Origin of the sequence: Tepidimonas alkaliphilus (genome assembly GCF_007556595.1) — a bacterium.
GTDB classification, from domain to species: domain Bacteria; phylum Pseudomonadota; class Gammaproteobacteria; order Burkholderiales; family Burkholderiaceae_C; genus Tepidimonas; species Tepidimonas alkaliphila.
Window position 1 is genome coordinate 38,820 of record NZ_VJNB01000002.1, and the last position, 26,295, is coordinate 65,114.

Sequence of the window (26,295 nt, forward strand, 5' to 3'; positions counted from 1 at the left end):
GCAAAACGACAACAAAGATGACGCAAGACGGTGTGCAAAACCTTCGATTATAGAGCTGCGGGCTCAGGCGAGCGTTTTCAAGGCCAGCCACGGCCCCAAGCACGCGACGCTAGCCCCACCGCAGAGGCCAGCCCAACCCCATCACCGCCGCCCCGGCGGCAAAGCCCAGCAGCCAGCCGGCCACCACCCACAGCCACTGCTGGATACGGCGCTGCTGACGCGCCAACGCCTGCAATTGCGCCTGCACATCGGCAAGACGCGGCTGCTGCAGCTGGGCGTGCCACAACACCGGCAAGCGCGGCAGCAATTTGGCATACAGCGGCGCGTGCGCCTTAAGCTCGCGCCACAGCCGCCGCGGCCCCACCTGCTCCACCATCCAACGCTCCAAAAACGGCTTGGCGGTGCTCCACAGATCCAGGTCGGGGTCGAGCTGACGGCCTAGGCCCTCGATGTTAAGTAGCGTCTTTTGCAGCAACACCAGCTGCGGCTGGATCTCCACGTTGAAGCGGCGCGAGGTCTGAAACAGCCGCATCAGCACCAGACCCAGCGAAATGTCCTTCAGCGGACGATCGAAATACGGCTCGCACACCGCGCGCACCGCCGCCTCCAATTCATCCACGCGCGTCTGGGGCGGCACCCAGCCCGACTCGATGTGCAGCTCGGCCACGCGCTTGTAGTCGCGCCGGAAGAAAGCCGTGAAATTTTGCGCCAGGTATTCCTTGTCGTATTCGGTCAGCGTGCCGACGATGCCAAAGTCCAGCGAAATGTAGCGACCAAAGGTCTGCGGCTCCAGCGACACCTGGATGTTGCCCGGGTGCATGTCGGCGTGGAAGAAGCCATCGCGAAACACCTGCGTGAAAAAAATCGTCACGCCGTCGCGCGCCAGCTTCTTGATGTCCACGCCGGCGGCGCGCAGCCGCTCGACCTGGCTGATCGGCACGCCGCGCATGCGCTGCATCACCAGCACGTCGCTGCGGCACCACTCCCAGTGCATTTCCGGGATCAGCACCAAATCCAGCCCGGCCATGTTGCGGCGCAGCTGTGCGGCGTTGGCCGCTTCGCGCATCAGGTCAAGCTCGTCATGCAGATACTTGTCGAACTCGGCCACCACCTCGCGCGGCTTCAGCCGCCGGCCATCGCGCGACAGCCGCTCGATCCAGCTGGCCATCGTGCGCATCAGCGCCAAGTCCTTCTCGATCACCGGCAGCATGCCGGGGCGCAACACCTTGACTGCGACCTCGCGCCCGTCGCGCAGCGTGGCGAAGTGCACCTGCGCGATCGAGGCGCTGGCCACCGGCTCGCGCTCAAACGTCGCAAACACCTCGTGCAGCGGGCGGCCGAAGGCGCGCTCAATGGTGGCCACCGCCACCTCGGTCGGAAACGGCGGCACGCGGTCCTGCAGTCGCGCCAGCTCGTCGGCGATGTCGGGCGGCAGCAGGTCGCGCCGGGTTGACAGCACCTGGCCAAACTTGACGAAGATCGGCCCGAGCCGCTCCAGCGCCTCGCGCAGGCGCTGGCCGCGCGGGGCCGACAGGTCGCGCCCGACCGTCAACAGCCGCCGCAGCAGCGCAAAGCCCGGATGGCGCAGGCCCGACAGGATCAGCTCGTCCAGGCCATAGCGCAGCAGTACCCAAACGATGAACCAGCCGCGCAGCCAGCGCCTCATGCGGCGGCTCCATCACCCGTATGGCTCGGCTTGGACGCACGCCACGCCGCCGCGCGCTGCGCCCACGCGCGCACGCCGGGCAGCACGTGCGCTCGCAGCGCTTCGGCGCACGCCCGCCCCCAGCCGACCAGCGTGTGCGCGGCGGCGTCGCCCAGCAGCCGCGCCAGATCCTCCTCCACGTCCCAGCGCACGTGGTCGATCAGCCAGGCCACTTCGGCAGCCAGCTGCACATCGCCCGCGATGCTGGCCGCCGGTCGCTGCCCGGCCAGCGCTTGACGCAGCCACACAGCGGGCGAGGCGGGCTGCAGCGTCAACGTCAGGTCGGGGGCCACGTTCATGGGAGCCTGCATCCACAAGCCAGCCGGGCTGATTTGCAACCGCAACGGCTCGTCTCCAACTTGCGCCCACGCAGCTGGCAACAGCCCCGGGGCGCGCACCACGATGCACCGGCCCGCGTAGCGCCGCAGACGCTGTTGCGCCTCAGGCTCCTGCTGCAGCAGATGGTTCAGCAGCAGCACCAAACGGTTGCGCGCCTCATCAAGCAACCACGCCGGCGGCGCCGGCAGCCATGAAAAAGGGGGCATCTCCATGCCCCCTGGATTGTGCCGCGGATCGAAGCGGGCGCAACCGTGGCCGCGCCGCGATCACTGCAGCGCCTGCACGCCGGCCACCAGCCAGCCGCCGCGCCCGTCCTTGCGCTTGGTGATGTTCCACACCTCGCGAAACGGCGCCGGCCCCTCGGCCGGATTCTCGCGAATCAGGCCAGAGAATTCCACGCTGGCCATGTATTCGTCACCGAGGTCTTCGATGCCGAGCAGCTGCGCATCCAACGCCACCACTTCGGTGACATTGGGAACGCTAGCCTTGGCCTCGCGCTCGGCCAGCTGGGCTTGGATTTCAGCCAGCATCTCATCGGTCATCAACGCGCGCAGCGCCGCCACGTCGCCGCGATCCCAAGCCGCCTGCAAGCGCACGAAGTTTTCTTTGGAGGCGCGCAGGAAACCCTCGACGTCAAAGCCGGCCGGAATGCCCCAGGTCTGCGGCCCCGGCAACGCGCTGCCGATCAAGCCGCCACTGGTGGCCGAGCCGTCGAACTGGGTGCGCTCCCACGGGCGCGCCGCTGCGTCGTTGCCGACATGGTGCGGCTGATAGGCGCGCGGCGTGGTCGGCTGCGCCGCAGCGCCGGCGCCAGCCCATGCGGGCCGCGGCGCCTCAGCGCGCGTGCGGCGCAGCAGCGCCACCACAGCCAGCGCCGCACCGACCAGCAGCAGGATCAACAGGAACTGCGCGAACGCCTCGCCGAAACCCAGCGTCGAGGCCAGCCACGCCAGCCCCAGCCCCGCCGCCAACCCGCCGAGCATCGCGCCCCACGGCGTGCGCGGCTTGGCCGCCGCGGCCGCACCCGCTGCCCCGGCGGCCGGGGTGGCCGGCGCCGGCTGCGGGGTGGCCGCTGGAGGTTGCGCCGGCTGAGCCGGCGCCGGCTGCGGCGGGGTGGCTTGACGCTGCGTCACGTGCGACGACTGCTTGCCCACCGAGCCGCCGCCTCCCAAACGCTTGGCCCACGACGCGTCGGCGCTGGTCAGCGTCAACGCGGCCACCAACACCCAAGTTCCCGCACGCGCCATCATGTCCGTCTCCTTGTCGAAAAGACCTTCATGTTTTGATGCCCACGTGCAACGCCACGATGCCGCCAGTCAGGTTGTGCACATCGACATGGCCAAAGCCCGCTTCGCGCACCATCTTGCGCAGCGTCTCCTGATCCGGATGCATGCGGATGGACTCAGCCAGGTAGCGGTAGCTGGCCTCATCGCGCGCGATCCAGCGGCCCAAGCGCGGCAGCACGTGAAAGCTATACCAGTCGTAGGCTCGTTGCAGCGGGGGCACGACTTTGGAAAATTCGAGCACGAGCAACTTGCCGCCGACCTTGAGCACTCGATTCATTTCGCGCAGCGCAAGTTCCTTGTGCGTCATGTTGCGCAGACCGAAGGCCACCGTGACAAGGTCGAACGCGCCGTCGGCAAACGGCAGCCGCTCGGCGTCGCACACCACGGCGGGCAGCGCCCAGCCGTGGTCGAGCAGCCGGTCGCGCCCGGCGCGCAGCATGGTTTCGTTGATGTCGGTGTGCACCACCAGCCCGCCCGGCTGCACCTTGGGCGCCAGCGCCAGCCCCAGGTCGCCGGTGCCGCCGGCGATGTCCAGCACGCGCTGGCCTGGCTGCGGCGCGGCCACCATCACCGCGTAGGCTTTCCAGAGGCGGTGCAAACCGAACGACATCAAGTCGTTCATTAGGTCGTAGCGTGGCGCCACCGAATCGAACACGGCGCGCACGCGCCGTGCCTTGTCGCGCTCGTCCACGTTTTCAAAGCCAAAGTGTGTGCGCATCATGGCCCCATCGTAAGGCATCGGCGCTGTGCGGGAGGGGCGGCGCGCCGCGGTCAACGGCAACCGTTGTTTCCGGACGAAGCGGCGGGCTCGGGCATCGGGGCGTCGCGATCCACACCAGCCTCGGCCAATCGGCGCTCGTATTCGGCCCACAGCTCCTTCTGCCGGCTACCAAGATGGTAAAGATACGCCCACGTGTAGATGCCGCTGCGGTGACCGTCGGAGAACGTGGGCTGCACCGCGTAGTGTCCCACCGGCTCCAGGGCAACAATTTCGACGTCGCGCTTGCCGGTCTGCAGCACCGCCTGACCAGGGCCGTGCCCCTGCACCTCGGCCGAGGGCGAATACACGCGCATCAGTTCAAACGGGATGCGAAAGCGCGCGCCGTCGTCAAACGCCACCTCCAGCACCCGGGAGGCGCCGTGCACGATCAGCTCCGTCGCACGCGGGGAAGACGCGAAAGTCATGGCCCAAGCTCCTCCATGCTGGAATGGGACAGCCCCTCCAACATCCGCACGACCTCGGCGTCGCAGGCCGGCAGCCGCTCGCGCAGCGCCGCCAGCCGCAGCGCGTCGTCGCCGCGCTGCGCCGGCGCCCACACCGGGGCCGGAAAGCGGCTGTCCCAGTCGAAGCGCGCGATCACGTGCCAGTGCAGGTGCGGCACGACGTTGCCGAGACTGGCCAGGTTGACCTTGGCGGGGGCGAGCGTGGCCCGCAGCGCGCGCTCCACCGCCGTCACGAGCGTCATCGCGCGGGCCTGCTCGGTCGGGGACAGGTCGCTCCACTCGGCCACGTGCGCGGCGGCGATGACGCGGTACCACGCCGGCGCGGCGGCTACCTCGGCGCCGAGCGCCCGCACCACGCGCCAGCCCTTTCCGCGCCACAGCAGCAGGCCGCCGTCGTCACGGCACAGCGCACAGTCGGTCACACCAGCACCCGCTCGATGCCGCCGGCGTTGGCGCGCGCCACATATTCCGGCAACCAGTTCTCGCCCAGCACTTGGCGCGCGATCTCGACGACGATGTAGTCGGCCTCCAGCAGGCCATTGCTCAGGTCTTCGCTGTAGCGGCTCAGGCCCTGCAGGCAGCTCGGGCAGGAGGTCAGGATCTTGGTGCGGCCCGGCGTGAGCTGCGCGCCGGTGCGCTGCGCCAGCTCGGCCAGTTCGCGCTCGTTCTTGCGCAGCTCCTGCTCCTTGCGGAAGCGCACCTGGGTCGAGACGTCGGGCCGCGTCACCGCAAGCGTCCCAGACTCGCCGCAGCAGCGGTCGCTGGCCACCACCGTCCCGCCCACCAGCGCCTTGACGGTCTGGAGCGGATCCTGCCGCTTCATCGGGCTGTGGCAGGGGTCGTGGTAGAGGTAGGCCTCTTTGCCCTCCAGCTTGACGCCTTTTTCCAGCAGGTATTCGTGGATGTCGAGGATGCGGCAGCCGGGGAAGATCTGGTCGAACTCGTAGTGCTGCAGCTGGTCGTAGCAGGTGCCGCAGCTGACCACCACGGTCTTGATGTCGAGGTAGTTCAGCGTGTTGGCCACGCGGTGGAACAGCACGCGGTTGTCGGTGATGATCTGCTCGGCCTTGTCGAACTGGCCGCTGCCGCGCTGCGGGTAGCCGCAGCACAGGTAGCCCGGCGGCAGCACGGTCTGCACGCCGACGTGCCACAGCATGGCCTGCGTGGCCAGGCCCACCTGGCTGAACAGCCGCTCCGAGCCGCAGCCGGGGAAGTAGAACACCGCCTCGCTGTCGGCGCTGGTGCGCTGCGGATCGCGGATGATCGGCACGTAGGCCCGGTCCTCGATGTCGAGCAGCGCGCGCGCCGTCTTCTTGGGCAGGTTGCCCGGCATCTTCTTGTTGATGAAGTGGATGACCTGCTCCTTGACCGGCGCCGGGCCGACGGTGGCCGGCGGCGCGCTGGTCTGGCGCCGCGCCGCGCGCTTGAGCAGCTCGTGCGCCAGCCGCTGCGCGCGGTAGCCGACGTCCACCATCAGCGTGCGCATCAGCTTGATCGTCTCCGGGCGGGTGGCGTTGAGGAAGGCCATCGCCAGCGCGTTGCCGGGCCGCCACGACTTGCGCCCCATCTTGCGCAGCAGGTTGCGCATCGCCATCGAGACGTCGCCGAAATCGATCTTGACCGGGCAGGGGCTCTCGCACTTGTGGCAGACCGTGCAGTGGTCGGCCACGTCCTCGAATTCCTCCCAGTGCTGCACGCTGATGCCGCGGCGCGTCTGCTCCTCGTAGAGAAAGGCCTCGATCAGCAGGCTGGTGGCCAGGATCTTGTTGCGCGGGCTGTAGAGCAGGTTGGCGCGCGGCACGTGCGTGGAGCACACCGGCTTGCACTTGCCGCAGCGCAGGCAATCCTTGACGCTGTCGGCGATGGAGCCGATGTCGCTCTGCTGCATGATCAGCGACTCGTGCCCGAGCAGGTTGAAGCTCGGCGTGTAGGCGTCGCGCAGGTCGGCGGCGCGCACGTCCGGGCCGAGGGCCGGCGCCTCGCGCAGCAGCTTGCCGCGGTTGAAGCGCCCTTGCGGATCGACCTTGGCCTTGTAGGCGGCAAACGGCGCCAGCTCCTCGTCGGTGAGGTACTGCAGCTTGGTGATGCCGATGCCGTGCTCGCCGGAGATCACGCCGCCCAGGCTGCGCGCCAGCGCCATCACGCGGTCCACCGCCTCGTGCGCGGTGCGCAGCATCGCGTAGTCGTCGCTGTTGACCGGGATGTTGGTGTGCACGTTGCCGTCGCCGGCGTGCATGTGCAGGGCGATCCAGACGCGGCCTTTCAGCACGCGGCGGTGGATCGCCTCGCACTGCGCCGCCACCGGCGCCAGCGCCGCGCCGCCGAACAGCTCGCGCAGCGGCTGGCGCAGCTGCGTCTTCCAGCTGGCGCGCCAGGTGTGGTCCTGCAGCAGCTCGAACACCGTGCGCGTCTGCCCGTCGGGCACGGCGTCCAGCCCCTCCAGCCAGCCCTGCCACTGCGCGCGCACCGCGCGCACCAGCGCCAGCGCCTGCTGGCGGCGCTCCTCCACGAGTTCCGGCTCCGGCGCCTCGGCGCGATCCTCCACCTTGCCCAGCGGCAGCTGCGGCTGCTGCAGGAACGCCTCCAGCTCGTCGCACAGGCGGATCTTGTTGCGCAGGCTCAGCTCGATGTTGATGCGCTCCACGCCGAGCGTGTATTCGCCCATGCGCTCCAGCGGGATCACCACGTCCTCGTTGATCTTGAAGGCGTTGGTGTGGCGGCTGATCGCGGCCGTGCGCTTGCGGTCGGCCCAGAACTTCTTGCGCGCCTCGGCGCTGACGGCCACGAACCCCTCGCCGCCGCGCGCATTGGCCAGCCGCACCACCTCGCTGGCGGCGCGCGCCACCGCGTCCGGGTCGTCGCCGACGATGTCGCCAATCAGCACCATCTTCGGCAGCGTGCCGCGTTTGCTCTTGGTGGTGTAGCCCACCGCCTTCAGGTAGCGGTCGTCCAGGTGCTCCAGCCCCGCCAGCAGCGTGCCGCTGCGCCGCTGCTCGGCGAACATGAAGTCCTTGATCTCGACGATCGAGGGCACGGCGTCCCTGGGATTGCCGAAGAACTCCAGGCACACCGTGCGCGTGTGCGCCGGCATGCGGTGCAGCACCCAGCGCGCGCTGGTGATGATGCCGTCGCAGCCCTCCTTCTGCACGCCGGGCAGACCGCTCAGGAATTTGTCGGTGACGTCCTTGCCCAGGCCCGCCTTGCGGAAGGCCGAACCCGGGATGTCGAGCCGCTCGGTGCGGATGAGCGTCCGGCCGTCGGCCTCGAAATATTTCAGCTCGAAGCTGGCGACTTCGGCGTCGTGGATCTTGCCGAGGTTGTGGTTCAGCCGCGTGACCTCCAGCCACTGCGCCTGGGGCGTGACCATGCGCCAGCTCAGCAGGTTGTCCAGCGCCGTGCCCCACAGCACCGCCTTCTTGCCGCCGGCGTTCATGGCGATGTTGCCGCCAATGCACGAAGCCTCCGCCGACGTTGGATCGACCGCGAACACGTAGCCGGCGCGCTCGGCCGCATCGGCCACGCGCTGCGTGACCACGCCCGCCTCGGTCCAGATGGTCGGCACCGGCTCGGCGTGGCCGGGGATCGGCGCGAGCTCAACTTCGGTCAGGCGCTCGAGCTTTTCGGTGTTGATGACCGCGCTCTTCCACGTCAGCGGCACCGCGCCGCCGGTGTAGCCGGTGCCGCCGCCGCGCGGGATGATCGTCAGCCCGAGCTCGATGCAGCCCTGCACCAGGCCGACGATCTCCGCCTCGCTGTCGGGCGTGAGCACGACAAACGGATACTCCACGCGCCAGTCGGTGGCATCCGTCACGTGACTGACGCGCGACAGGCCGTCGAAGCGGATGTTGTCCTTGTGCGTGTGGCGCCTGAGCACCCGCAGCGCGCGGCGGCGCAGCGCCGCCACCTCGTCGAAGTGCGCGGCAAACGCCTGCACCGCCTGCTGCGCCAGCGCCAGCAGCTCGCCGACCTTGGCGTCGCGCTCGGCGTCCTCGTGCGGGCGGCGGCGTTTTTCGATCTCGCGCAGGCGGTGGTGCAGCGCCTCGATCAGAGCCGTGCGCCGCTGCCGGTTGGCGAGCAAATCATCCTGGATGTAAGGGTTGCGCTGCACGACCCAGATGTCGCCCAGCACCTCATACAGCATGCGCGCCGAGCGGCCCGTGGCGCGCTCGCTGCGTAATTGTTCCAGCAGCGTCCAGGCGCGCGCGCCCAGCAACCGGATCACGATCTCACGATCCGACAACGACGTGTAGTTGTAGGGAATTTCGCGCAGCCGCGGCGGCGTGGGCGTCGCGGCGAGCAGAGTAGGCGAAGCAAGGGGTGCGTTCATGGCAGAGGCAAGGCGCCGCGCCGCCAACGGTGGGCAGCATCGCCAACCCGCTGGCACGACGGGCCCGTGATGTTATCGCAGCGCAACATAACACGCGCCTTGCGGCGGGCGATCCCCACGCCGCCGGCAGGCTCAAAAAACCCGCTGCCCGCACCTGCTTGGTTAGGCCCGGCGGGCGCGCCACGCCGCCAACGTGCCCAGCGTCCCCACCAACGCGGCGTAGGTGGCGATGCGACCATCGCTGTCGGTCAGCATCAGCCCGCCGACCAGCACCGCCGAGCCCGGAAGGGCCAGCCACAGCGTTTCGCGCCCCCAGCAAGCGAGCGCCGATCTTTTGCCGCAGCGGCGCCAAGCCAATACCGCACCCAGCAGCCCCCCGGTCACCCAGGCCGGCGCCACCAGGTGCCACAAGTGCATCAAGGCCGTCAACCCATCCACAAGAGGGCTGGATTTTATAATCCGGGACATGACCGTTTGGGCGCTTGGCCTCAACCACCAAACCGCCCCCCTCGACATGCGCGGGCGGCTGGCGTTCGGGCTGGAGCAGCTGCCCGACGCGCTGCGCCGCCTGCGCGCAGCCTTGTCGCGCCCGGCTGAGGCGACGCTGCTGTCCACCTGCAACCGCACTGAACTTTATGGCGCCGCCGACGAGCCCTTGGTGGACGCGGCGGTGCACTGGCTGGCGCAGCACGGCGGCTTGGATCCGCAGGCGCTGCGCCGTCACACCTATGTGCTGCTCGACGACGCCGCGGCCCGCCACGCGTTTCGCGTGGCCAGTGGGCTCGACAGCATGGTGCTGGGCGAACCGCAGATCCTTGGCCAGATGAAGGACGCCGTGCGGGTGGCCGATGAAGTCGGCACGCTGGGCAGCACGCTGCACCAACTGTTCCAGCGCTCGTTTGCGGTGGCCAAGCAGGTGCGCAGCAGCACTGAAATCGGCGCACACTCGATCAGCATGGCCGCCGCCGCAGTGCGGCTGTGCGGCCAGCTGTTCGAGGATCTGCGCGAGATCCGCGTGCTGTTCGTCGGCGCCGGCGAGATGATCGAGCTGACCGCCACGCACTTTGCCGCGCGCCAGCCGCGCGCGATGGCGATCGCCAACCGCACGCTGGAGCGCGGCGAAAAGCTCGCCGCGCGCTTCGGCGCCGAGGCGATGCGGCTGTCGGATCTGCCGGCGCGGCTGCACGAGTTCGACGCCGTGGTCAGCTGCACCGCCAGCACCCTGCCGTTGATCGGGCTCGGCATGGTGGAAAGCGCGCTGAAGCGCCGCCGCCACCGCCCGATGTTCATGGTCGATCTGGCGGTACCGCGCGACATCGAAGCCGAGGTCAAGCAGCTCGATGACGTTTACCTCTACACCGTCGATGACTTGGCTGCCGTCGTCCAAGCCGGGCGCGACAGCCGGCAAGCCGCGGTGGCGCAGGCCGAAGCCATCATCGACGCCGGCGTGCAAAGCTTCATGCACTGGCTGCGCCAGCGCGACCCGCGCCACGGCGTGGTGCCGTTGATCCGCGACCTGCACGCCCAAGCCGAGGCGTGGCAGCAGGCCGAGCTGGCGCGCGCACGCCGGCTGCTGGCCCGCGGCGCCAGCCCCGAAGAAGCGCTGCAAGCGCTGGCGCGCGGGCTGACGCACAAAATGCTGCACGGCGCGCTGGCCGAGCTGCACAGCGGCGACGACCATGCGCGCGCCCACACGGCGGAGGTGGTGGCACGGCTGTTTTTGCGCGGACGCCGCGCCGGCTTGGAGACCCCTGCCCCCTCCCCCTCGGAACCATGAAGCCGTTTATCCGCCAGACGCTGGAGCAGCGCCGCCACCGCCTGCACGAGCTCGACGCGCAACTGGCGGCTCCGGACGCCACCGCCGACCTGGCGCGCTTTCAGGCGCTGTCGCGTGAGCACGCCGAAACCGACGCGCTGGTGCAGCCGTATCTGCGCTACCTCAAGCGCGAGGCCGACTGGCAAGCGGCGCTGAAGCTGCACGACGAGGCGATGGCCGCGGGCGATGCCGCGCTGGCGGCGCTGGCCGCCGACGAAATTGAAGCCGCGCAGACCGAACTGCGCACGCTGGAAGCGGAGCTGCAAGCCCTGCTGGTGCCGCGCGAACCCGAGGAGGCGCGCCCGGCGTTTGTGGAAATCCGCGCCGGCGCTGGCGGCGAGGAGGCCGCGCTGTTCGCCGCCGATCTGGCGCGCATGTACACCCGCTACGCCGAACGCCAGGGCTGGCGGGTGGAGGTGCTCAGCGAATCCCCAAGCGACCTCGGCGGCTACAAGGAAGTGGTGCTGCGCGTCGCCGGCGACGGCGCCTACGGACGGCTGCGCTTTGAGTCCGGCGGCCACCGCGTGCAGCGCATCCCGGTCACCGAGTCACAGGGGCGCATCCACACCAGCGCCTGCACGGTGGCGGTGCTGCCGGAGCCGGACGAGCAGCAGGCCATCCAGCTCGACCCGGCCGAGCTGCGCATCGACACCTTTCGCGCCAGCGGCGCCGGCGGCCAGCACGTCAACCGCACCGACTCGGCGGTGCGCATCACCCACCTGCCCACGGGTCTTGTGGCCGAGTGCCAGGACGACCGCAGCCAGCACCGCAACAAGGCGCGCGCGCTGCAAGTGCTGCTGGCGCGGCTGCAAGAGCGCGAGCGCCAGGCGCGCCTGGCGCAGGAAGCCGCGCTGCGCAAAAGCCTGATCGGCAGCGGCGACCGCAGCGACCGCATCCGCACCTACAACTTTCCGCAGAGCCGTGTCACCGACCACCGCATCCACCTGACGCTGCACAAGCTGACGGCGGTGCTGGACGGCGAGCTCGACGAGCTGATCGACGCGTTGCGGCTGGCGCACGGCGCGCAGCAGCTGGCGGAGCTGGAGGCGCAGGCCGCCGCGACGGCCTGACCCGCCGCGCGCATGACCACCTCTCGCACGCTCGACGACGCGCTGCGCGCCGCGCAGGCGCAGGGCCTGCCGCGGCTGGAGGCGCAATGGCTGCTGCTGCACGCGCTGGGGCGCGGCCTGGATGAGCGCGCCTGGCTGCTGGCGCACGGCGAGGCGGCGCTGCCAGCCGAGGCGGCGGCGCGCTACGCCACGCTGTGCGCGCAGCGCCGCGACGGCGTGCCGCTGGCCTACCTGGTCGGCGAGCGCGGCTTTCACGGCCTGACGCTGCGGGTGGACGCGCGCGTGCTCGACCCCCGCCCGGACACCGAGACGCTGGTGGACTGGGCGCTGGAACTGCTGCCGCAGGGGCAGGCCGCCGACGTGCTGGATCTCGGCACCGGCAGCGGCGCCATCGCGCTGGCGCTGCAGGCGCGCCGGCCGGCGGCGCGCGTGTGGGCGGTGGACGCAAGCCCCGCCGCGCTGGAGGTGGCCGCGGTCAACGGACGGCGGCTCGGCCTGCCGGTGCGCTGGCTGCACGGCGACTGGTGGCGCGGCTGGCGCGCCTGGGACAAGGTCCAAAGCGAACCGCCGCCGGCGCGCTTCGACCTCGTCGTCAGCAACCCGCCGTACCTGGCCGCGGACGACCCGCACCTGCCAGCGCTGCGCCACGAACCGCGCCAAGCGCTGGTGGCCGGCGCCGACGGCCTGCAGGCGCTGCGCGCCATCGTGGCCGGCGCGCCGGCGCGGCTGCGCGCAGGCGGCTGGCTGCTGCTGGAACACGGCTGGAACCAGGCCGACGCGGTGGCGACGCTGCTGCGCGCGCACGGCTTTGGTGCGCCGGCGCACCGGCGCGACCTCGGCGGCCATGTGCGCTGCACCGGCGCGCCGTGGCCCGGCGCCAGCACGAAAGGAACCGCAGCGGGATAATGCGGTCATCGCAACCCTACGTTGACCCGGCACAACCATGAGCGACGTTCAGCAACGCATCGACCAACTGGTGAAAAACCACGACATCGTGCTGTTTATGAAGGGCACGCCGAGCTTTCCGATGTGCGGCTTTTCGGGCCGCGCGGTGCAAATCCTCAAAGCCTGCGGCGTCGATCCGAAAGCCATCATGGCCATCAACGTGCTGGACGACCCCGAGATCCGCCAGGGCGTCAAGGAATACAGCAACTGGCCCACCATCCCGCAGCTCTACATTCGCGGCGAATTCATCGGCGGCTCCGACATCATGATGGAGATGTATGAGAGCGGCGAACTGCAGAAGCTGCTGGCGGCTCCAACCGCTTGAGGCGGCCCGGCGGCGCCACGCCCTGGGGTCATCCCGGATTCCGGCGCCGGCACGGTGCTTGCTTCAATCGGGTTGAGGCATTCAGCCTCTTGGGTTGAAAGGAGAGCACCATGGTCCGCGAACCTGCCCCCCTCGCAGCCGCAGCGCGCGGCCTGCCGATTGCCAGCGTGCGCGCCATTTTCAACCCCGACGACGTTGAGCAGCGCTTAAAGCGCCTGAAGGCGCAGGGCCACGAGCGCGAGCAGGCCACGCTGTGCCAAACCTACGAGCGCATGCTGGAGCGCGGCCCGCAGCGCTTTGCGGTCAAACCCTCCGGCGTGCCGGACATGGCGCCGCTGTATGAGCAACTGCCCAACTTCCGCGCCGTGCTGGATGACATCAAGCGCCACGTCGCGCTGGCGCAGGCCGGCAGCGACAGCCTGGAGGTCACGCCGATCCTGCTGTTGGGCCCGCCGGGCGTCGGCAAGACGCACTTTGCGCAGCAGCTCGCCGAGCTGCTGGCCACCACCATGACGCTGGTGCCGATGAGCTCGATGACCGCCGGTTGGCTGCTGTCGGGCTCCTCCTCGCAGTGGAAAGGCGCCAAGCCTGGCAAGGTGTTCGAGGCGCTGGTGGACGGCGACTACGCCAACCCGGTGATCGTCGTCGATGAAATCGACAAGGCCAGCGAGCATGCCCAATATGACCCGCTGGGCGCGCTGTATGGGCTGCTGGAGCCGCAGACCGCGCAGCGCTTTGTCGATGAGTTCGCCGAGGTGCCGATCGACGCCAGCCAGGTCATCTGGATCACCACCGCCAACGACGAGCGCGCGATTCCCGAACCGATCCTCAACCGCATGAACGTGTTCGAAATCGCGCCGCCGACCCACGAGGAGGCGCGCACGATCGCGCGGCAGCTCTATCAGCGGCTGCGCGCCGCGCACGACTGGGGCCGGCTGTTCGACGAGGAGCCCGGCGACGACGTGCTGGACCGGCTGGCCGAGCTCGCCCCGCGCGAGATGCGCCGCGCGCTGATGACGGCGTTCGGCAACGCGCGGCTCGATGAGCGCGGCCATCTGGAGGCGCGCGACCTGCCCAGCGCACCCCACGGCAAGGTGCGCATCGGGTTTTTGCAGTAAAAGCGGCGCCCAGCGCCGTTTCAGGCGCGCGGCGCCGCACCATGGCCGAGGTCGGCCCAGCGACGCCGCGCAGCCAGCACCGCGTTCGGGTACGCCGCCTGCCCGCGGCTGCCGTTGTAACGTCCCAGCGCCATGAACAAGTCGCCGCGCTCGCGATCCAGGTAATGGCGCAGGATCACGCAGCCGTAGCGCAGGTTGGTCTGCAGATGGAACAGCTTGTCCGGATCGCCGTCGCCAATCAGCCGCGTCCAGAACGGCATCACCTGCATGTAGCCGCGCGCGCCAGCGCGCGAGATCGCCCAGCGGCGAAAGCCGCTTTCCACCTCGATCAGCCCCAGCACCAGCGCGGTATCCAGCCCGGCGCGGCGGCTCTCATACCAGACGGTCTGCAGGAAATCCTCGCGCGCGCGCGCCTCGGGCTTGCGCCGGCGCAGCCGCCAGCTGCCGTCGGCCAGCCAGCGCACGTAGTGCACGCGCTCCTCCGCGCTGGTCAGCACCGGCTCGGGCGGGTCGAGTTGCTCCACCGCGGCGCGCAGCGCGTGGCGCACGGCGTCCGACAGCGGCTCCTCGATCTGCGCGCCGGCATGCGCCCCCGGCGCCGCGGCCACCAGCCCGACAGCAGCCCCCCACGGCGCAACGGCGCGCGCCAGCGCCCAGCCGGCCGCGGCGCGCAGGACGGCGCGGCGCATCGGCCCAAGGGTCGTGCCAGGCGCCGCCGTCATCGTCAGACCTGCAGCCGCGCGCGCACCCAGCTGGCCGCCTCGGCCAGCGGCACCGGCGTCGGCGCGCCGTCGCGCCGGTGCTGGTATTCGACCACGCCTTCCTTGAGCCCCTTGTCGCCCACCGTCAGGCGATGCGGCACGCCGATCAGCTCCCAGTCGGCGAACATCACGCCGGGGCGCTCGCCGCGGTCGTCCAGGATCACGTCCACTCCGGCGCCAAGCAGCTCCGCGTAAAGCCGCTCCGCCGCATCGCGCACCGCCTCGCTGCGGTCGTAGCCGATCGGGCAGATCACCACCGTGAACGGCGCGATCGCATCCGGCCAGATGATGCCGCGCTCGTCGTGGTTCTGCTCGATGGCCGCCGCCGGCAGGCGCGTGATGCCGATGCCGTAGCAGCCCATCTCGAACGGCTTGGGCTTGCCGTCCTCGTCGAGGAAGGTGGCGTTCATCGCCCGGCTGTATTTGGTGCCGAGGTAGAACACGTGCCCGACCTCGATGCCGCGCTCGATCGCCAGCACCCCCTTGCCGTCGGGCGACGGATCGCCGGCGACGACGTTGCGGATGTCGGCCACCAGGTCCGGCTCCGGCAGGTCGCGCCCCCAGTTCACGCCGGTCAGGTGGAAGTCCGCCTCGTTGGCGCCGCAGATCCAGTCGGCCATCACCGCCACCTCGCGGTCGGCCACCACCGTCACGGCCTTGCGCGTGCCGACCGGCCCGAGGTAGCCGGGGCGGCAGCCGAAGTGCTCGACGATCTCGGCCTCGGTGGCAAAGCGCCAGCCGCGCTCCAGCCCGGGCAGCTTGCCGACCTTGACCTCGTTCATGTCGTGGTCGCCGCGCAGCAGCAGCAGCCAGATGCGGGTGGCCGCGATCTCGTCGCGCTCGCCCAACTCGTCGGTGGCCAGCACGATGGACTTGACGGTGCGCGCCAGCGGCACGCCCAGCAGCTCGGCCACCTGCGCGCAGGTGCTGCGGCCCGGTGTTGGGGTCTTGACCATCGGCTGCGCCGGCGCCGGGCGCGGGCCCGCGGGCGGCAGCGCCTCGGCCTTTTCCAGGTTGGCGGCGTAGTCGCTGGTCGGGCAGTAGACGATGGCGTCCTCGCCGGTGGCGGCGATCACCTGGAACTCCTCGCTCAGGTCGCCGCCGATGGCGCCGCTGTCGGCCGCCACCGCGCGGTAGCGCAACCCGAAGCGGTCGAAGATGCGCCGATACGCCTGCGCCATGATCTGGTAGCTGCGCTTGGCGCCTTCGGCGTCGCGGTCGAAGCTGTAGGCGTCCTTCATGATGAACTCGCGCCCGCGCATCAGGCCAAAGCGCGGCCGGCGCTCGTCGCGGAACTTGGTCTGGATCTGGTAGAAGTTCTTCGGCAGCTGCTTGTAGCTCTTCAGCTCCTGGCGCGCGATGTCGGTGACGACCTCCTCGCTGGTGGGCTGGATGACGAAGTCGCGCTCGTGCCGGTCTTTGATGCGCAGCAGCTCCGGGCCCATCTTCGCAAAGCGGCCGGTCTCTTGCCACAGCTCGGCCGGCTGCACGATCGGCATGGTCAGCTCGATCGCGCCGGCGCGGTCCATTTCCTCGCGCACGATGCGCTCGACCTTGCGAATCACGCGCAGCCCCATCGGCATGTAGGTGTAGATGCCGGCGGAGAGCTTTTTGATCATGCCGGCGCGCAGCATCAGCCGGTGGCTGACGACCTCGGCGTCCGCAGGGGCTTCTTTCAGGGTGGCGATGTGGTATCGGGAGGCTCTCATATCGACAGGCTCAGACCCGCGTTGCATAATCGGGTCAGTTTTTTAAGATTGGGGTTGATTATGCTTGACAGAGACGGCTATCGGCCGAATGTCGGCATCATCCTGCTCAACCACCGCAACCAGGTGTTCTGGGGCAAGCGCATCCGCACGCATTCGTGGCAGTTTCCGCAGGGCGGCATCGACCGCGGCGAGACGCCCGAGCAGGCCATGTTCCGCGAGCTGCACGAGGAGATCGGCCTCAAGCCCGAGCACGTGGAGGTGCTGGCGCGCACGCGCGACTGGCTGCGCTATGAAGTGCCTGAGCGCTACATCCGCCGTGAGGCGCGCGGCCATTACCGTGGTCAAAAGCAAATTTGGTTTCTGTTGCGGCTGATCGGCGGCGACTGGAATCTGAACCTGCGCGCCACCGACCATCCCGAATTCGACGCTTGGCGCTGGAACGATTACTGGGTGCCGCTGGATCTGGTGATCGAGTTCAAGCGCGAGGTGTATCAGCGGGCGCTGCAGGAACTGGCCGCTTACCTGCCTCCCGTGCGGGAAACGGGCTCTTCCTCGATGGCACGCTCAGGACGCAACCACGGCGGCGAGCGCCTCGCGCGCCCGCCCGCAGCTCGGCGCGACCTCAACGCCGCGCGCCCCAGCCGGGCGCTGCCTCCGCAGTGGGGCTTGCCATCGCACGCCGAGCTGCCGCCCGGCGCCAGCCGCGCCGCGCCGCCCGGAGCGTCGTCGGTGCTGCGACCGCGCACGGCCAAACCGGCGGCATCGTAGCCGCCCGCGCCTGCTGCGCGCCTCAAGGCGTTGACGCCGCCACCGTCAGCACCAGGTTGTCGCGGTGGATCATTTCGGGTTCGGCGGCGTAGCCGAGCACCCGCTCGATCTCGGAGGATCCCCGGCGGCACAGCAGGCGCGCTTCCGCCGCAGCGTAATTGGCCAAGCCGCGGGCGATTTCGCGCCCGTCCGGCGCCCGCACCGCGATGACGTCGCCGCGGCGAAACTCGCCTTCGACCGCCGTCATGCCAATCGGCAGCAGGCTTTTGCCGTCGCGCAAGAGCTTGATCACCGCGCCGTCGTCCACCGTGACCGCGCCGCGCAGCTGCAGGTGGTTGAGGATCCAGCGCTTGCGCGCCTGCTGCTTGGGCGCGTCGGCCACCAGCACGGTACCGATCGGCTCGCCAGCCACCAGCCGCGGCAGCACGTCGGCCTCGCGTCCCCAGGCGATCACGGTGGAAGCGCCGGAGCCGGCTGCGCGGCGCGCCGCCAGCACCTTGGTGATCATGCCGCCGGTGCCCACCCGCGTGCCGGCGCCGCCGGCCATCGCCTCCAGCGCTGCATCGCCCGCGCGCGCCACGTGCACGAAGGCGGCGTCGGGTTGGCGGCGCGGATCGGCGGTGTAGAGCCCGCGTTGGTCGGTCAGGATCACCAGCAGGTCGGCCTCGATCAGGTTGGCCACCAGGGCGCCCAGGGTGTCGTTGTCGCCGAACTTGATCTCGTCGTTGACGACGGTGTCGTTCTCGTTGATGACCGGCACCACGCCGTGCGCCAGCAGCGTCAGCAGCGTCGAGCGGGCGTTGAGGTAGCGCTCGCGGTCGGCCAGGTCCGCATGCGTCAGCAGCACCTGCGCGCTGCGCAGGCCGTGCTCGCGCAGCTGGGTCTCCCACATCTGCGCCAACCCCATTTGGCCCACGGCGGCGGCGGCCTGCAGCTCGTGCAGCTCCTTGGGCCGCACGGCCCAGCCGAGCCGCTTCATGCCCTCGGCGATGGCGCCGCTGGAGACCATCACCGCCTCGCGCCCGTCGCGCACCAGGTGCGCGAGCTGGCGCGCCCACTGGCCGATCGCCCCCTCGTCGAGCCCGCGGCCCTCGTTGGTGACGAGGCTGGAGCCGACCTTGACGACGATGCGCCGCGCGCCGCGCAGCACCTCAGCCGGCGCGCGCGCCGGCAGGCTCAGGCCGGTGGCGGGGTCGAGGGCCGCGGCGGCGGCAGCGGAGGACGTCGAAGCTGGCGCGGTCATGGTGCGCGCAATGATACGCAGCCTTCAGGCGCGCAAACGCGGATCGTCCGCCGCCGGCGGCGTCGGGGCGGCTGCTGCAGCGTCCGCGCGCGCCTCGTCAAAGCGCGGATCGACCACCGCCGGGGCCGGCGCCTCGGCTTGGCGCTGCGCCGTCAGCCACTGGTGGATGTCGCGCATCAGCGGCTCCAGGCCCTCGCGCGTCAGCGCCGAGACCGCATACACCGGCCCCTTGAAGCGCAGCCGGCGCACGACGTCGCGCACGCGCGCCTCGCGCTCGTCTGCCGGCACCATGTCGAGCTTGTTCAGCACCAGCCAGCGCGGCTTGGCGGCCAGTTGCGGGTCATACTTTTTCAGCTCGGCGACGATGGCGCGCGCCTGCGCCACCGGATCGGCGCGGTCGTCAAACGGTGCCACGTCCACCAGGTGCAGCAGCAGCCGTGTGCGCTGCAGGTGGCGCAGGAACTGATGCCCCAGCCCTGCGCCCTCGGCCGCGCCCTCGATCAGGCCCGGCACGTCAGCGATCACGAAGCTCTGCTGCGGGCCGACGCGCACCACGCCGAGGTTGGGGTGCAGCGTCGTGAACGGGTAGTCGGCGATCTTGGGCCGCGCGTTGGAGACGGCGGCGATCAGCGTCGACTTGCCGGCGTTGGGCATGCCCAGCAGCCCAACGTCGGCCAGCACCTTGAGTTCCAGGTGCAGCCGTCGGCGCTCGCCGGGCTTGCCGAGCGTGCGCTGGCGCGGGGCGCGGTTGGTGGAGCTCTTGAAGTGCAGGTTGCCAAGCCCGCCGTCGCCGCCCTTGGCCAGCAGCAGGCGCTGCCCCGGCGCCAGCAGCTCGCCGAGCAGCTCGCCGCTGTCGGCGTCGCGGATGATCGTGCCGACCGGCATGCGCAGCACCCGGTCGGCCCCTTTGGCGCCGTATTGATCTGAGCCGCGCCCATGCTCGCCACGCTGCGCCTCGTGCCGGCGCGCGTAGCGAAAATCCACCAGCGTGTTCAGGTTGGGGTCAGCCTCGGCCCAGACGTGGCCGCCGCGGCCGCCGTCGCCGCCGTCGGGGCCGCCGAATTCGCGGTATTTTTCATGGCGAAACGACGCGCAGCCGTGGCCGCCGTCGCCAGCAACCACCTCGATCCAGGCTTCATCGACGAATTTCATGCATGGCTCCGCGCGTCGTCTCGACCACTGCGATCACAAACGCCAAGGGCCCGCCTGAAGCGGGCCCTGGCTTGCTGGGTCAGCGCCGGCGCGTCAGCGGGTCAACCTGTGCCAGCTGACACGTCCCCGCTGGCGCCCGCCGGGCTTCAAGCCGCCGCGATGACGTTGACCACCTTGCGGTTCAACGGCCCTTTCACGGCAAACTCGACCTTGCCCGCCACAGTGGCGTAGATGGTGTGATCCTTGCCGATGCCGGTGCCGACCCCGGGGTGGAACTGCGTGCCGCGCTGGCGCACGATGATCGCGCCGGCGTTGACCTCCTGGCCGCCATAGACCTTGACGCCCAGCATCTTGGGCTTGGAATCACGACCGTTACGTGTGGAGCCGCCGCCTTTTTTCTGTGCCATGGTGCGTCACCTCATCCCACATGGATCGAGCTGATCTCCAGCTCGGTGTAGTTTTGCCGATGGCCCTGCCGCTTCTGGTAGTGCTTGCGACGGCGCAACTTGAAGATGCGCACTTTGGGGCCACGCCCGTGCGCCACCACCTTGGCCGTGACCGTTGCGCCGCTGACCAAGGGGGTGCCCACCCGGATGTCGGCGCCGTTGCCCACGGCCAACACCTGGTCGATCACAATCTCTTGGCCTACGTCCGCAGCGATCTGTTCTACCTTGATTTTTTCGCCGGCAGCGACGCGGTACTGCTTGCCGCCGGTTTTTATGACCGCGTACATAGGAGTTCCTTTGCTCAAACCGCTGGCCGACGGCAAGCAGCAAACACTGCGCCCTCAAAAGCCAGCACCCACAACCCCGTTGAATGGGGAACCCTGAATTGTAGTCCAACTTGCGGTAAGCTGCACTCAATGCACACCGAGGTTCCCGCCGCTGTTGCCCAACGTGGGCTGGTGACGATTTTTGCTTCGACGTTTTTCGAGCTGATCGGCACGTTCATGCTGACGCCGTGGCTGGTGCTGCGCTTAAGCGAGCAAGGCGCCGCGCCGGCGGTGATTGGCTTGTTCGCCGCGAGCGCCTGGCTGGGCATTTTGCTGGTGACGCCGCTGGCCTCCGGGCTGACGCAGCGGCTGGGGCGGCGGCGGGCGCTGGCGCTGTCGGCGGCGGTGCCGGCGCTGACTGGGCTGGGCTACCTGCTGCCGTGGTTTGGCGCCGCCACGGTGGCGCTGTGGTTTGCCCTGAAGTTGGCCGGGGGCATGGCCGCCGGGTTGCGCTGGGTGCTGGCCGAGTCGATCGTGGCGGAGTGCTCGCCGCTGGCGCGGCGCGGGCGCAACGTCGGCCTGTTCGAAACGATGGTGGGCGCCACCTTCGTGCTGGGGCCGCTGTTGCTGGCGGCGGTGGGGCCCTCGAGCGAAGCGGCGTTGAAGCTGGCGGTGGCGCTGCTGGCCATCGGCTGGATCTGGTCGTTGGCGCTGCCAACGCTGCCGTCGGCCCCTGAGCCGGCAGAAGCGCACGTGGGCTGGCGCGGCGTGGTGCAGGCATTGCGCGCCCACCCGGTCATCATGGCGGCGGGTTTTTGCGGCGGTTTTTTTGAAAGCGGGCTCACGTCGATCCTGCCGCTGTATGGCCTGGCGCTGGGGCTGGGCGCGGCGGCTGCGGCGCTGTTGGTGTCGGCCAGCGGGCTGGGCAGCGCGCTGCTGATGCTGCCTGCTGGCCTGGCCGCTGACTGGCTGGGCCGCCGGCCCGGCCAGTCGGGGGGAGCCGCCGGGGCGCGCCTGCAACTGATGCGGCTGGCCGCGGCGGTGACGCTGGGGGGCACGCTGCTCATCCCCTGGATCGCCGCCACGCCGTGGCTGGCTTGGCCAGTAGCCTTCGTCTGGGGTGGCGCCGGGGGCTGCCTCTACACGCTGGCGATGATCGACATCGGCGCGCGCGAGCGCGGCGTGGCGCTGGTCAACGCCACTGCCGTGCTGGTGATGGCTTACACGCTGGGCGGCGTGCTGGCCCCGTCGCTGGCCGGCGCAGCGCTGCAATGGGCGCCGCGCGCGGGCTTTCCGGCGTTGCTGCTGGCGGTGGCGCTGGTGTGCTGGCTGCTGTTGGCGCGCGCCCACGCCAGCCACCGGGTTTGACGCCGCGCGACGCCCATTCGGCGTATTACGGCGCCCGCGCCGGCTCGGCGGTCCAGGAGCCCGACTGCGCCGCCGGCTGCGGACGGTCGATCAGGCGGTCGGCCAGCCCGCCGCCCACCCACATGCCCACCAGCGTGACCCATGCGGTCAAGGCAAAAATCGACCCGCCGGTCACCCCGGCCCCCACCGCGCAGCCGCCGGCCAGCATCGAGCCAAACCCCATCAACACCGCGCCGACGATGTAGCGCGGCATGGTGTAAGCGCCGCCGAAGCCTTCCAGCTTCCACTCCCGGCCCAGCAACGCCCCGGCCAGCGAACCCAGGAACACCCCGGGCATGAGCCCCAGGCCAAACGACCACGGCTTGTTGGGTTCGGCCAGCACGCGCATCAGCCATTCGGCCGAGGGGCCGCTGAAGGTCATGCCCTGGATCTGCACCGGCTCGAACGAATGCGCCATCACCTGGTAGCTGAACCACCAGGCCAGCGCCACCATCAGCCCAGTGGCCGCGCCGCCCACCCATTTCCAAAAACTCCAGCCGCTGCGCACCGCAAACGCCACCGCCGCGGCCATCCAAACCAACCCGATCCACAGGCCGGTGCGCGCGCCGCCACCGATCCAGGCCAGCAGATCGCGCGCGGCGCCCCCCTCCACCACCCACCAGTTGCTGATCGCTTCCCGCCAAGGCGCCAAAGCGCCCGACAGCGACGCCTGGGCCGTGACGGCAAAAATCAGGCCCGACAGCAAGGCGCGCAAATTGCCGTTGGCCGACAGCACCAGCAGGCGGCTGGCGCAGCCGCGCGTCATGACCATGCCCAGCCCGAACAGCAGCCCCCCGATCAGCGCGCCCGACAGGCTGCCGCGCGAGGCCAGCTGCCGCGCGCTGGACACATCCAGCCAGCCCAGCAGGATCATGCCCTGCACCGTGACCACCGCAGTGGAAAAGGCCAGCAGCCACACCGCCAGCTTGTCACCGAAGCGGCGGTGCCAGAACTCGATCACCGCCGCGCGCAAGCAGAATTTGGAGCGCTGCCCAAAAAAGCCAAACCCCAACCCGAGCAGCAACCCGCCGCAGGCGAGCACCGTCGGCTCGCCCCAACGCTCGATCCAAGCCGCCATGTCCATGGCCGTTCCCCGGTGTCGTTTCGTTCTTGCCTCTATCAGCCTATTCTGAAAGGCGGAACGAGACCGGGATTGACGCGTGTCAAGGTTGGCGCCCATGTTCGGCTTGCATGGGCTTGGTTTGCACGTCGCAGTCGCAGCCGCGCCCCGCCGCGATCCAACGCGCCACCGCGGCCTGCCAAAAACGCCGCCACGCCCGGCGCATGGCCGTTAGGCCGGACTGCGGGGTGGCCGCATTCAACAGCCCACAGCGGTAGCGCGCCGTCGGTTCATCCCAATGCAGCGCGGCGCAAGGGCCTTGCCTGCGGCGCGAGACCAGCCAGCCCAGCGGACAAGGCTGCCACGCGCAGCAGACACCGCAGCCGTTGCACGGGGCGCCCGGCGGCGGCTTGGGCGGCGCCTGCGGGTGCAGCCACAGCACCGCCGTCTCGGTGGCGGGGCGCGCCAGCTGCGCCTTGGCGTGGCGCGGCGGGGTTGGCTCAAGCCTTGTCTTCAAAGCCCAGCCGCTTGACCGCCGCCAGCACCTGCACCACCCCGCGCGTGGCCTGGCTAAACGGCGTGCCCGGGGCGATGGCGTCTTCCGCCTCGCGCCAGCGGCGCTGGTTGATCACCTCGCCCACGCTGGCCGCCACGGCGTGGAAATGCTTGTGACGCTCGATCAGCTCGGCAAAACGCGGCGTGCTGCCGAAGCGCTGCCGGCCCTCGCCGTAAATCCACTTGCCCAGCGCGCAGCAGTCGTCGCGCCGCAGCGTGTCGGTGTCCACGCGCGCGCGGGTTTCGATCGCCTCGCGCAGCTTGACCTTCCATTGCCGGTGCGCGTCGATGATGGCATCGACATCCAGCCCCGGCACCGCGCTGGCGTGCTGCGAGCCGCTGCCGGCCAGCCGAAATTCATCGACCAGCGCAGCCATGCGCAAGGCCGCATCGCGCTGGGCGGCGGAGGCGGTGGCGGTTTCCTCGGCCAGCGCGGCGTTTTGCTGCGTGTTGCGGTCCAGCTCCTGCACCGCCTCGCCGATTTGCTTGACGCCCAGCTGCTGCTCGCGCGCGGCGTTGGCCACCTCGTCCATCAGCTCGCGCGTGCGCTCGGCCGAGGCGACGATATCTTGCATCACGCCGCCCACGCCGCGCACCACCTCCACGCCGGCGGCCACGTCGTGCACGGTGCGCTCGATGAGGTCTTTGATTTCGCGCGCGGCCTGGCTGGAGCGCTGCGCGAGCTGGCGCACCTCGCCGGCCACCACCGCAAAGCCGCGCCCAGCCTCCCCTGCGCGCGCGGCTTCCACTGCGGCGTTGAGCGCCAGGATGTTGGTCTGGAAGGCGATGCCGTCGATGACGCCGGTGATGTCGCGGATGCGCGCGGAGGATTCCTCCAGCCGGCGCATGGTCTGCACCACCCGCTCCACGATTTCGCCGCCGCGCGCCGCGGAGGTGGCGTTGGTCTGCGCCAGCTGCGCCGCTTGCGCCACCAAGTCGGCGGTGTGCGCCGCGGTCGAAGAGGTCTGCTCCAGCGCCGCGGAGGATTGCTCCAGCGCCGCTGCCGACGATTCGGCGCGCGCCGCCACGTCGTGCGCGCCGTGCGCCACCTCGATGGCCGAGTGCACCACTTCGTTGCTGGCGTGCCGCACGGCACGGATGATGTCGGTCAGGGCCGCCTGCAACATGGCGAGTTCCCGCTGCAGGCTGCCCAGCGTGTCTGCGGCGTCGGGCACGATGCGCTGGCGCAAGTCGCCCATGCTGAGGGTGAGCATGTCACGCCGGATGTGGCGCACGCGCCGCCGCAGCGCCGCCAGGGTCCAGCGCACGCCGCCGGTCACCCCAGCCAGCACCGCGACATCCACGGCCCAGCGCCAAGCGGGCGGCGCCGCGCCCAGCACCAGGGCTACGCCATCGGCCAGCAACGGCAGCGCCGCCAGCGCCACCGCCAGGTTGCAGCCCCACGCCAAGCTGATGGCGCGGCGCTGGGGCGCAGCCTGCGGGGACGCCGCGGCCGAGGCGCTGGCAGCGGCGGACGCCGCCGCCGATGCAGTCGGCTGGCTGCCCGAGGCAGGGGGCAACGACAGGGCGCGCGACGATGTCGCCGCAGCTAGACTGGCGCTCATGGGGTTGGTCTCCTCAATCCCGGGTTGTCCGATGGATGGTGTTGGTATCGGTTAAGTAACCATTCTAGGCGAATGGTTTTAAAAAATCTCAATCCCGAGCAGGAGGGTCGGCTTTGCGCCCTGCCAGGGCAGTGCGCAATCAATCCGGGCGGTCACGACGCCTCGTGCGCATCGGGCCACTCGTCGCGCCAAGTCTGGTGCACCGCCCAGATGTCGTCCAGCCGGCGCAGCAGCGCCTGCACCGCGTCCGGCCAAAAGTGACGCCCCGACTGCTCCTGCATGAACGCCAGCGCCCGCTCGCGCGGCCAGGCGGGCTTGTAAGGGCGGGCGTTGGTCAGCGCATCGAACACGTCGGCCACCGCCACGATGCGCGCCTCGGCGCTGATCGCCTCGCCCTTTAGACCATGCGGGTAGCCGCTGCCGTCCCATTTTTCGTGGTGCTGCAGCGCGATGGTGCGCGCCATCTGCAACAAGGGGCTGGGGTCGTCGCCGATGATGTCGGCGCCCATTTGCGGGTGCTGGCGCATCACGGCCCATTCGGTCTCGTCGAGCTTGCCGGGCTTGAGCAGGATGGCGTCCGGCACGCCGATCTTGCCGATGTCGTGCATCGGCGCGGCGGCCAGCAGCGTCTCGCAATAGCGGCGCGGCGCGCCCAGCGCCTCGGCGATCAGGCGGCTGGTGTGGCTCATGCGGATGACGTGGCGGCCGGTTTCGTTGTCCTTGAACTCGGCCGCGCGGCCCAGGCGGCGGATCACCTCCAACCGGGTGCGCTCGACCTCGTCGCGCTGCACCAGCGCCAGGTGGGTGCGGATGCGCGCGCGCAGCACCGGCGGCGAGATCGGCTTGGTCACGTAATCCACCGCCCCCAGCGCCAGCCCGGCGGCCTCGTCCTCGTCGGCGCCGAGCGCGGTGCAAAACAGCACCGGAATCGCCGCCGTCAGCGGATCGGCTTTCAGGGCGCGGATGACGTCGTGCCCGGTCATGCCCGGCATCATCACGTCCAGCACAATCAGGCGCGGCTGCACCTCGCGCGCGCGCTGCAGCGCCTCGGGGCCGCTGCGCGCAAACGAGAGCCGATAGTCCCCCTCCAGCACGCGGCGCAGCAGCTGCAGGTTGGCCGGCTCATCGTCCACCAGCAGCAGGCGCGGCGGCGCATCAAGCTCGGCCCAGGCGTCAAAAGGGTTGGCTGGGTTGGCGGCGTCGCTCAT

General features: G+C 70.1%; 25 protein-coding genes. 7 read left to right on the forward strand and 18 right to left on the reverse strand.

Annotation, left to right across the window (positions count from 1 at the left end):
- Positions 1 to 109: 109 nt before the first annotated feature.
- The 8 genes from ubiB to Talka_RS02360 all read right to left on the reverse strand — a co-directional run bounded on the left by ubiB (position 110) and on the right by Talka_RS02360 (position 9,298).
- The gene (gene ubiB / locus Talka_RS02325; RefSeq protein WP_143889509.1) at positions 110 to 1,666 is read right to left on the reverse strand and encodes a ubiquinone biosynthesis regulatory protein kinase UbiB; all 1,557 of its coding nucleotides are present in this window, start codon (positions 1,664 to 1,666) and stop codon (positions 110 to 112) included.
- On the reverse strand, positions 1,663 to 2,256 hold the full coding sequence (locus tag Talka_RS02330; protein WP_185970036.1) for a hypothetical protein: 594 nt from the start codon (positions 2,254 to 2,256) through the stop codon (positions 1,663 to 1,665). The genes ubiB and Talka_RS02330 overlap by 4 nt, the downstream gene beginning before the upstream one ends.
- 54 nt (positions 2,257 to 2,310) lie before the next feature.
- Positions 2,311 to 3,291: a Tim44 domain-containing protein gene (locus tag Talka_RS02335; RefSeq protein WP_143889751.1), complete on the reverse strand. Its 981-nt coding sequence runs from the start codon at positions 3,289 to 3,291 to the stop codon at positions 2,311 to 2,313.
- 28 nt (positions 3,292 to 3,319) lie between these two features.
- Entirely contained in the window at positions 3,320 to 4,051 is a 732-nt protein-coding gene (locus Talka_RS02340; protein WP_143889510.1) for a class I SAM-dependent methyltransferase, read from the reverse strand.
- A 50-nt stretch (positions 4,052 to 4,101) separates the two neighbouring features.
- On the reverse strand, positions 4,102 to 4,515 hold the full coding sequence (locus Talka_RS02345; protein WP_143889511.1) for a gamma-butyrobetaine hydroxylase family protein: 414 nt from the start codon (positions 4,513 to 4,515) through the stop codon (positions 4,102 to 4,104).
- Positions 4,512 to 4,976: an HIT family protein gene (locus tag Talka_RS02350; protein WP_143889512.1), complete on the reverse strand. Its 465-nt coding sequence runs from the start codon at positions 4,974 to 4,976 to the stop codon at positions 4,512 to 4,514. Before Talka_RS02350 ends, Talka_RS02345 begins: the two co-directional genes overlap by 4 nt.
- Complete coding sequence (locus Talka_RS02355) at positions 4,973 to 8,881, reverse strand: DUF3683 domain-containing protein (protein ID WP_143889513.1); 3,909 nt, start codon at positions 8,879 to 8,881, stop codon at positions 4,973 to 4,975. Before Talka_RS02355 ends, Talka_RS02350 begins: the two co-directional genes overlap by 4 nt.
- A gap of 162 nt (positions 8,882 to 9,043) precedes the next feature.
- Positions 9,044 to 9,298, reverse strand: a complete 255-nt coding sequence (locus tag Talka_RS02360) for a hypothetical protein (protein ID WP_143889514.1) — start codon at positions 9,296 to 9,298, stop codon at positions 9,044 to 9,046.
- A 49-nt stretch (positions 9,299 to 9,347) separates the two neighbouring features.
- On the opposite strand from Talka_RS02360, the gene hemA reads away from it, so the two are divergent.
- From hemA to Talka_RS02385, 5 genes are all read left to right on the forward strand, one after another.
- Entirely contained in the window at positions 9,348 to 10,658 is a 1,311-nt protein-coding gene (hemA, locus tag Talka_RS02365; RefSeq protein ID WP_143889515.1) for a glutamyl-tRNA reductase, read from the forward strand.
- A complete protein-coding gene (prfA, locus tag Talka_RS02370) occupies positions 10,655 to 11,767 on the forward strand; it encodes a peptide chain release factor 1 (protein ID WP_143889516.1) in 1,113 nt (370 codons plus the stop codon). Before hemA ends, prfA begins: the two co-directional genes overlap by 4 nt.
- 12 nt (positions 11,768 to 11,779) lie before the next feature.
- Positions 11,780 to 12,673 (forward strand): peptide chain release factor N(5)-glutamine methyltransferase, encoded by an 894-nt coding sequence (prmC, locus tag Talka_RS02375; RefSeq protein ID WP_143889517.1) that lies wholly within the window; start codon positions 11,780 to 11,782, stop codon positions 12,671 to 12,673.
- Positions 12,674 to 12,710: 37 nt separating this feature from the next.
- Entirely contained in the window at positions 12,711 to 13,037 is a 327-nt protein-coding gene (grxD, locus tag Talka_RS02380; protein ID WP_143889518.1) for a Grx4 family monothiol glutaredoxin, read from the forward strand.
- A 110-nt stretch (positions 13,038 to 13,147) separates the two neighbouring features.
- Positions 13,148 to 14,155, forward strand: coding sequence for an AAA family ATPase (locus tag Talka_RS02385; RefSeq protein WP_143889519.1), 1,008 nt, complete (start codon positions 13,148 to 13,150; stop codon positions 14,153 to 14,155).
- A 20-nt stretch (positions 14,156 to 14,175) separates the two neighbouring features.
- On the opposite strand, the gene Talka_RS02390 is transcribed toward Talka_RS02385, so the two are convergent.
- Positions 14,176 to 14,877, reverse strand: a complete 702-nt coding sequence (locus Talka_RS02390; protein ID WP_246100535.1) for a lytic transglycosylase domain-containing protein — start codon at positions 14,875 to 14,877, stop codon at positions 14,176 to 14,178.
- A 2-nt stretch (positions 14,878 to 14,879) separates the two neighbouring features.
- On the reverse strand, positions 14,880 to 16,625 hold the full coding sequence (locus Talka_RS02395; protein ID WP_143889520.1) for a proline--tRNA ligase: 1,746 nt from the start codon (positions 16,623 to 16,625) through the stop codon (positions 14,880 to 14,882).
- A gap of 60 nt (positions 16,626 to 16,685) precedes the next feature.
- On the opposite strand from Talka_RS02395, the gene Talka_RS02400 reads away from it, so the two are divergent.
- Positions 16,686 to 17,393, forward strand: coding sequence for an RNA pyrophosphohydrolase (locus Talka_RS02400; RefSeq protein WP_143889521.1), 708 nt, complete (start codon positions 16,686 to 16,688; stop codon positions 17,391 to 17,393).
- Between the two features lie 22 nt (positions 17,394 to 17,415).
- Here Talka_RS02400 and proB read toward each other — a convergent pair whose 3' ends face one another.
- From proB to rplU, 4 genes are all read right to left on the reverse strand, one after another.
- Complete coding sequence (proB, locus tag Talka_RS02405) at positions 17,416 to 18,540, reverse strand: glutamate 5-kinase (RefSeq protein ID WP_246100554.1); 1,125 nt, start codon at positions 18,538 to 18,540, stop codon at positions 17,416 to 17,418.
- Between the two features lie 120 nt (positions 18,541 to 18,660).
- Positions 18,661 to 19,788 (reverse strand): Obg family GTPase CgtA, encoded by a 1,128-nt coding sequence (cgtA, locus tag Talka_RS02410; RefSeq protein WP_143889523.1) that lies wholly within the window; start codon positions 19,786 to 19,788, stop codon positions 18,661 to 18,663.
- A gap of 146 nt (positions 19,789 to 19,934) precedes the next feature.
- On the reverse strand, positions 19,935 to 20,195 hold the full coding sequence (rpmA, locus tag Talka_RS02415) for a 50S ribosomal protein L27 (RefSeq protein WP_143889524.1): 261 nt from the start codon (positions 20,193 to 20,195) through the stop codon (positions 19,935 to 19,937).
- An 11-nt stretch (positions 20,196 to 20,206) separates the two neighbouring features.
- Positions 20,207 to 20,521, reverse strand: a complete 315-nt coding sequence (gene rplU, locus Talka_RS02420; RefSeq protein WP_143889525.1) for a 50S ribosomal protein L21 — start codon at positions 20,519 to 20,521, stop codon at positions 20,207 to 20,209.
- A 171-nt stretch (positions 20,522 to 20,692) separates the two neighbouring features.
- Here rplU and Talka_RS02425 point away from each other — a divergent pair, with 171 nt between their 5' ends.
- On the forward strand, positions 20,693 to 21,868 hold the full coding sequence (locus Talka_RS02425) for an MFS transporter (protein ID WP_185970037.1): 1,176 nt from the start codon (positions 20,693 to 20,695) through the stop codon (positions 21,866 to 21,868).
- A 25-nt stretch (positions 21,869 to 21,893) separates the two neighbouring features.
- Here Talka_RS02425 and Talka_RS02430 read toward each other — a convergent pair whose 3' ends face one another.
- From Talka_RS02430 to Talka_RS02445, 4 genes are all read right to left on the reverse strand, one after another.
- Positions 21,894 to 22,991, reverse strand: a complete 1,098-nt coding sequence (locus Talka_RS02430) for a YeeE/YedE family protein (protein WP_143889527.1) — start codon at positions 22,989 to 22,991, stop codon at positions 21,894 to 21,896.
- A 79-nt stretch (positions 22,992 to 23,070) separates the two neighbouring features.
- Positions 23,071 to 23,484 carry a hypothetical protein gene (locus tag Talka_RS02435; protein ID WP_342781019.1) on the reverse strand — a complete coding sequence of 138 codons (414 nt, stop codon included), beginning with the start codon at positions 23,482 to 23,484 and terminating at the stop codon, positions 23,071 to 23,073.
- Positions 23,468 to 25,087, reverse strand: coding sequence for a methyl-accepting chemotaxis protein (locus Talka_RS02440; RefSeq protein WP_143889528.1), 1,620 nt, complete (start codon positions 25,085 to 25,087; stop codon positions 23,468 to 23,470). The genes Talka_RS02435 and Talka_RS02440 overlap by 17 nt, the downstream gene beginning before the upstream one ends.
- Before the next feature lie 152 nt (positions 25,088 to 25,239).
- The gene (locus tag Talka_RS02445; protein ID WP_143889529.1) at positions 25,240 to 26,295 is read right to left on the reverse strand and encodes an HD-GYP domain-containing protein; all 1,056 of its coding nucleotides are present in this window, start codon (positions 26,293 to 26,295) and stop codon (positions 25,240 to 25,242) included.

Excerpts from the sequence above, each read along its gene's own strand:
- ubiB (WP_143889509.1), bottom strand. The coding sequence starts at position 1,666 with ATGAGGCGCTGGCTGCGCGGCTGGTTCATCGTTTGGGTACTGCTGCGC.
- Talka_RS02330 (WP_185970036.1), bottom strand. The coding sequence starts at position 2,256 with ATGGAGATGCCCCCTTTTTCATGGCTGCCGGCGCCGCCGGCGTGGTTG.
- Talka_RS02335 (WP_143889751.1), bottom strand. The coding sequence starts at position 3,291 with ATGGCGCGTGCGGGAACTTGGGTGTTGGTGGCCGCGTTGACGCTGACC.
- Talka_RS02340 (WP_143889510.1), bottom strand. The coding sequence starts at position 4,051 with ATGATGCGCACACACTTTGGCTTTGAAAACGTGGACGAGCGCGACAAG.
- Talka_RS02345 (WP_143889511.1), bottom strand. The coding sequence starts at position 4,515 with ATGACTTTCGCGTCTTCCCCGCGTGCGACGGAGCTGATCGTGCACGGC.
- Talka_RS02355 (WP_143889513.1), bottom strand. The coding sequence starts at position 8,881 with ATGAACGCACCCCTTGCTTCGCCTACTCTGCTCGCCGCGACGCCCACG.
- Talka_RS02360 (WP_143889514.1), bottom strand. The coding sequence starts at position 9,298 with ATGCACTTGTGGCACCTGGTGGCGCCGGCCTGGGTGACCGGGGGGCTG.
- hemA (WP_143889515.1), top strand. The coding sequence starts at position 9,348 with ATGACCGTTTGGGCGCTTGGCCTCAACCACCAAACCGCCCCCCTCGAC.
- prfA (WP_143889516.1), top strand. The coding sequence starts at position 10,655 with ATGAAGCCGTTTATCCGCCAGACGCTGGAGCAGCGCCGCCACCGCCTG.
- prmC (WP_143889517.1), top strand. The coding sequence starts at position 11,780 with ATGACCACCTCTCGCACGCTCGACGACGCGCTGCGCGCCGCGCAGGCG.
- grxD (WP_143889518.1), top strand. The coding sequence starts at position 12,711 with ATGAGCGACGTTCAGCAACGCATCGACCAACTGGTGAAAAACCACGAC.
- Talka_RS02385 (WP_143889519.1), top strand. The coding sequence starts at position 13,148 with ATGGTCCGCGAACCTGCCCCCCTCGCAGCCGCAGCGCGCGGCCTGCCG.
- Talka_RS02390 (WP_246100535.1), bottom strand. The coding sequence starts at position 14,877 with ATGACGGCGGCGCCTGGCACGACCCTTGGGCCGATGCGCCGCGCCGTC.
- Talka_RS02395 (WP_143889520.1), bottom strand. The coding sequence starts at position 16,625 with ATGAGAGCCTCCCGATACCACATCGCCACCCTGAAAGAAGCCCCTGCG.
- Talka_RS02400 (WP_143889521.1), top strand. The coding sequence starts at position 16,686 with ATGCTTGACAGAGACGGCTATCGGCCGAATGTCGGCATCATCCTGCTC.
- cgtA (WP_143889523.1), bottom strand. The coding sequence starts at position 19,788 with ATGAAATTCGTCGATGAAGCCTGGATCGAGGTGGTTGCTGGCGACGGC.
- rpmA (WP_143889524.1), bottom strand. The coding sequence starts at position 20,195 with ATGGCACAGAAAAAAGGCGGCGGCTCCACACGTAACGGTCGTGATTCC.
- rplU (WP_143889525.1), bottom strand. The coding sequence starts at position 20,521 with ATGTACGCGGTCATAAAAACCGGCGGCAAGCAGTACCGCGTCGCTGCC.
- Talka_RS02430 (WP_143889527.1), bottom strand. The coding sequence starts at position 22,991 with ATGGACATGGCGGCTTGGATCGAGCGTTGGGGCGAGCCGACGGTGCTC.
- Talka_RS02440 (WP_143889528.1), bottom strand. The coding sequence starts at position 25,087 with ATGAGCGCCAGTCTAGCTGCGGCGACATCGTCGCGCGCCCTGTCGTTG.
- Talka_RS02445 (WP_143889529.1), bottom strand. The coding sequence starts at position 26,295 with ATGAGCGACGCCGCCAACCCAGCCAACCCTTTTGACGCCTGGGCCGAG.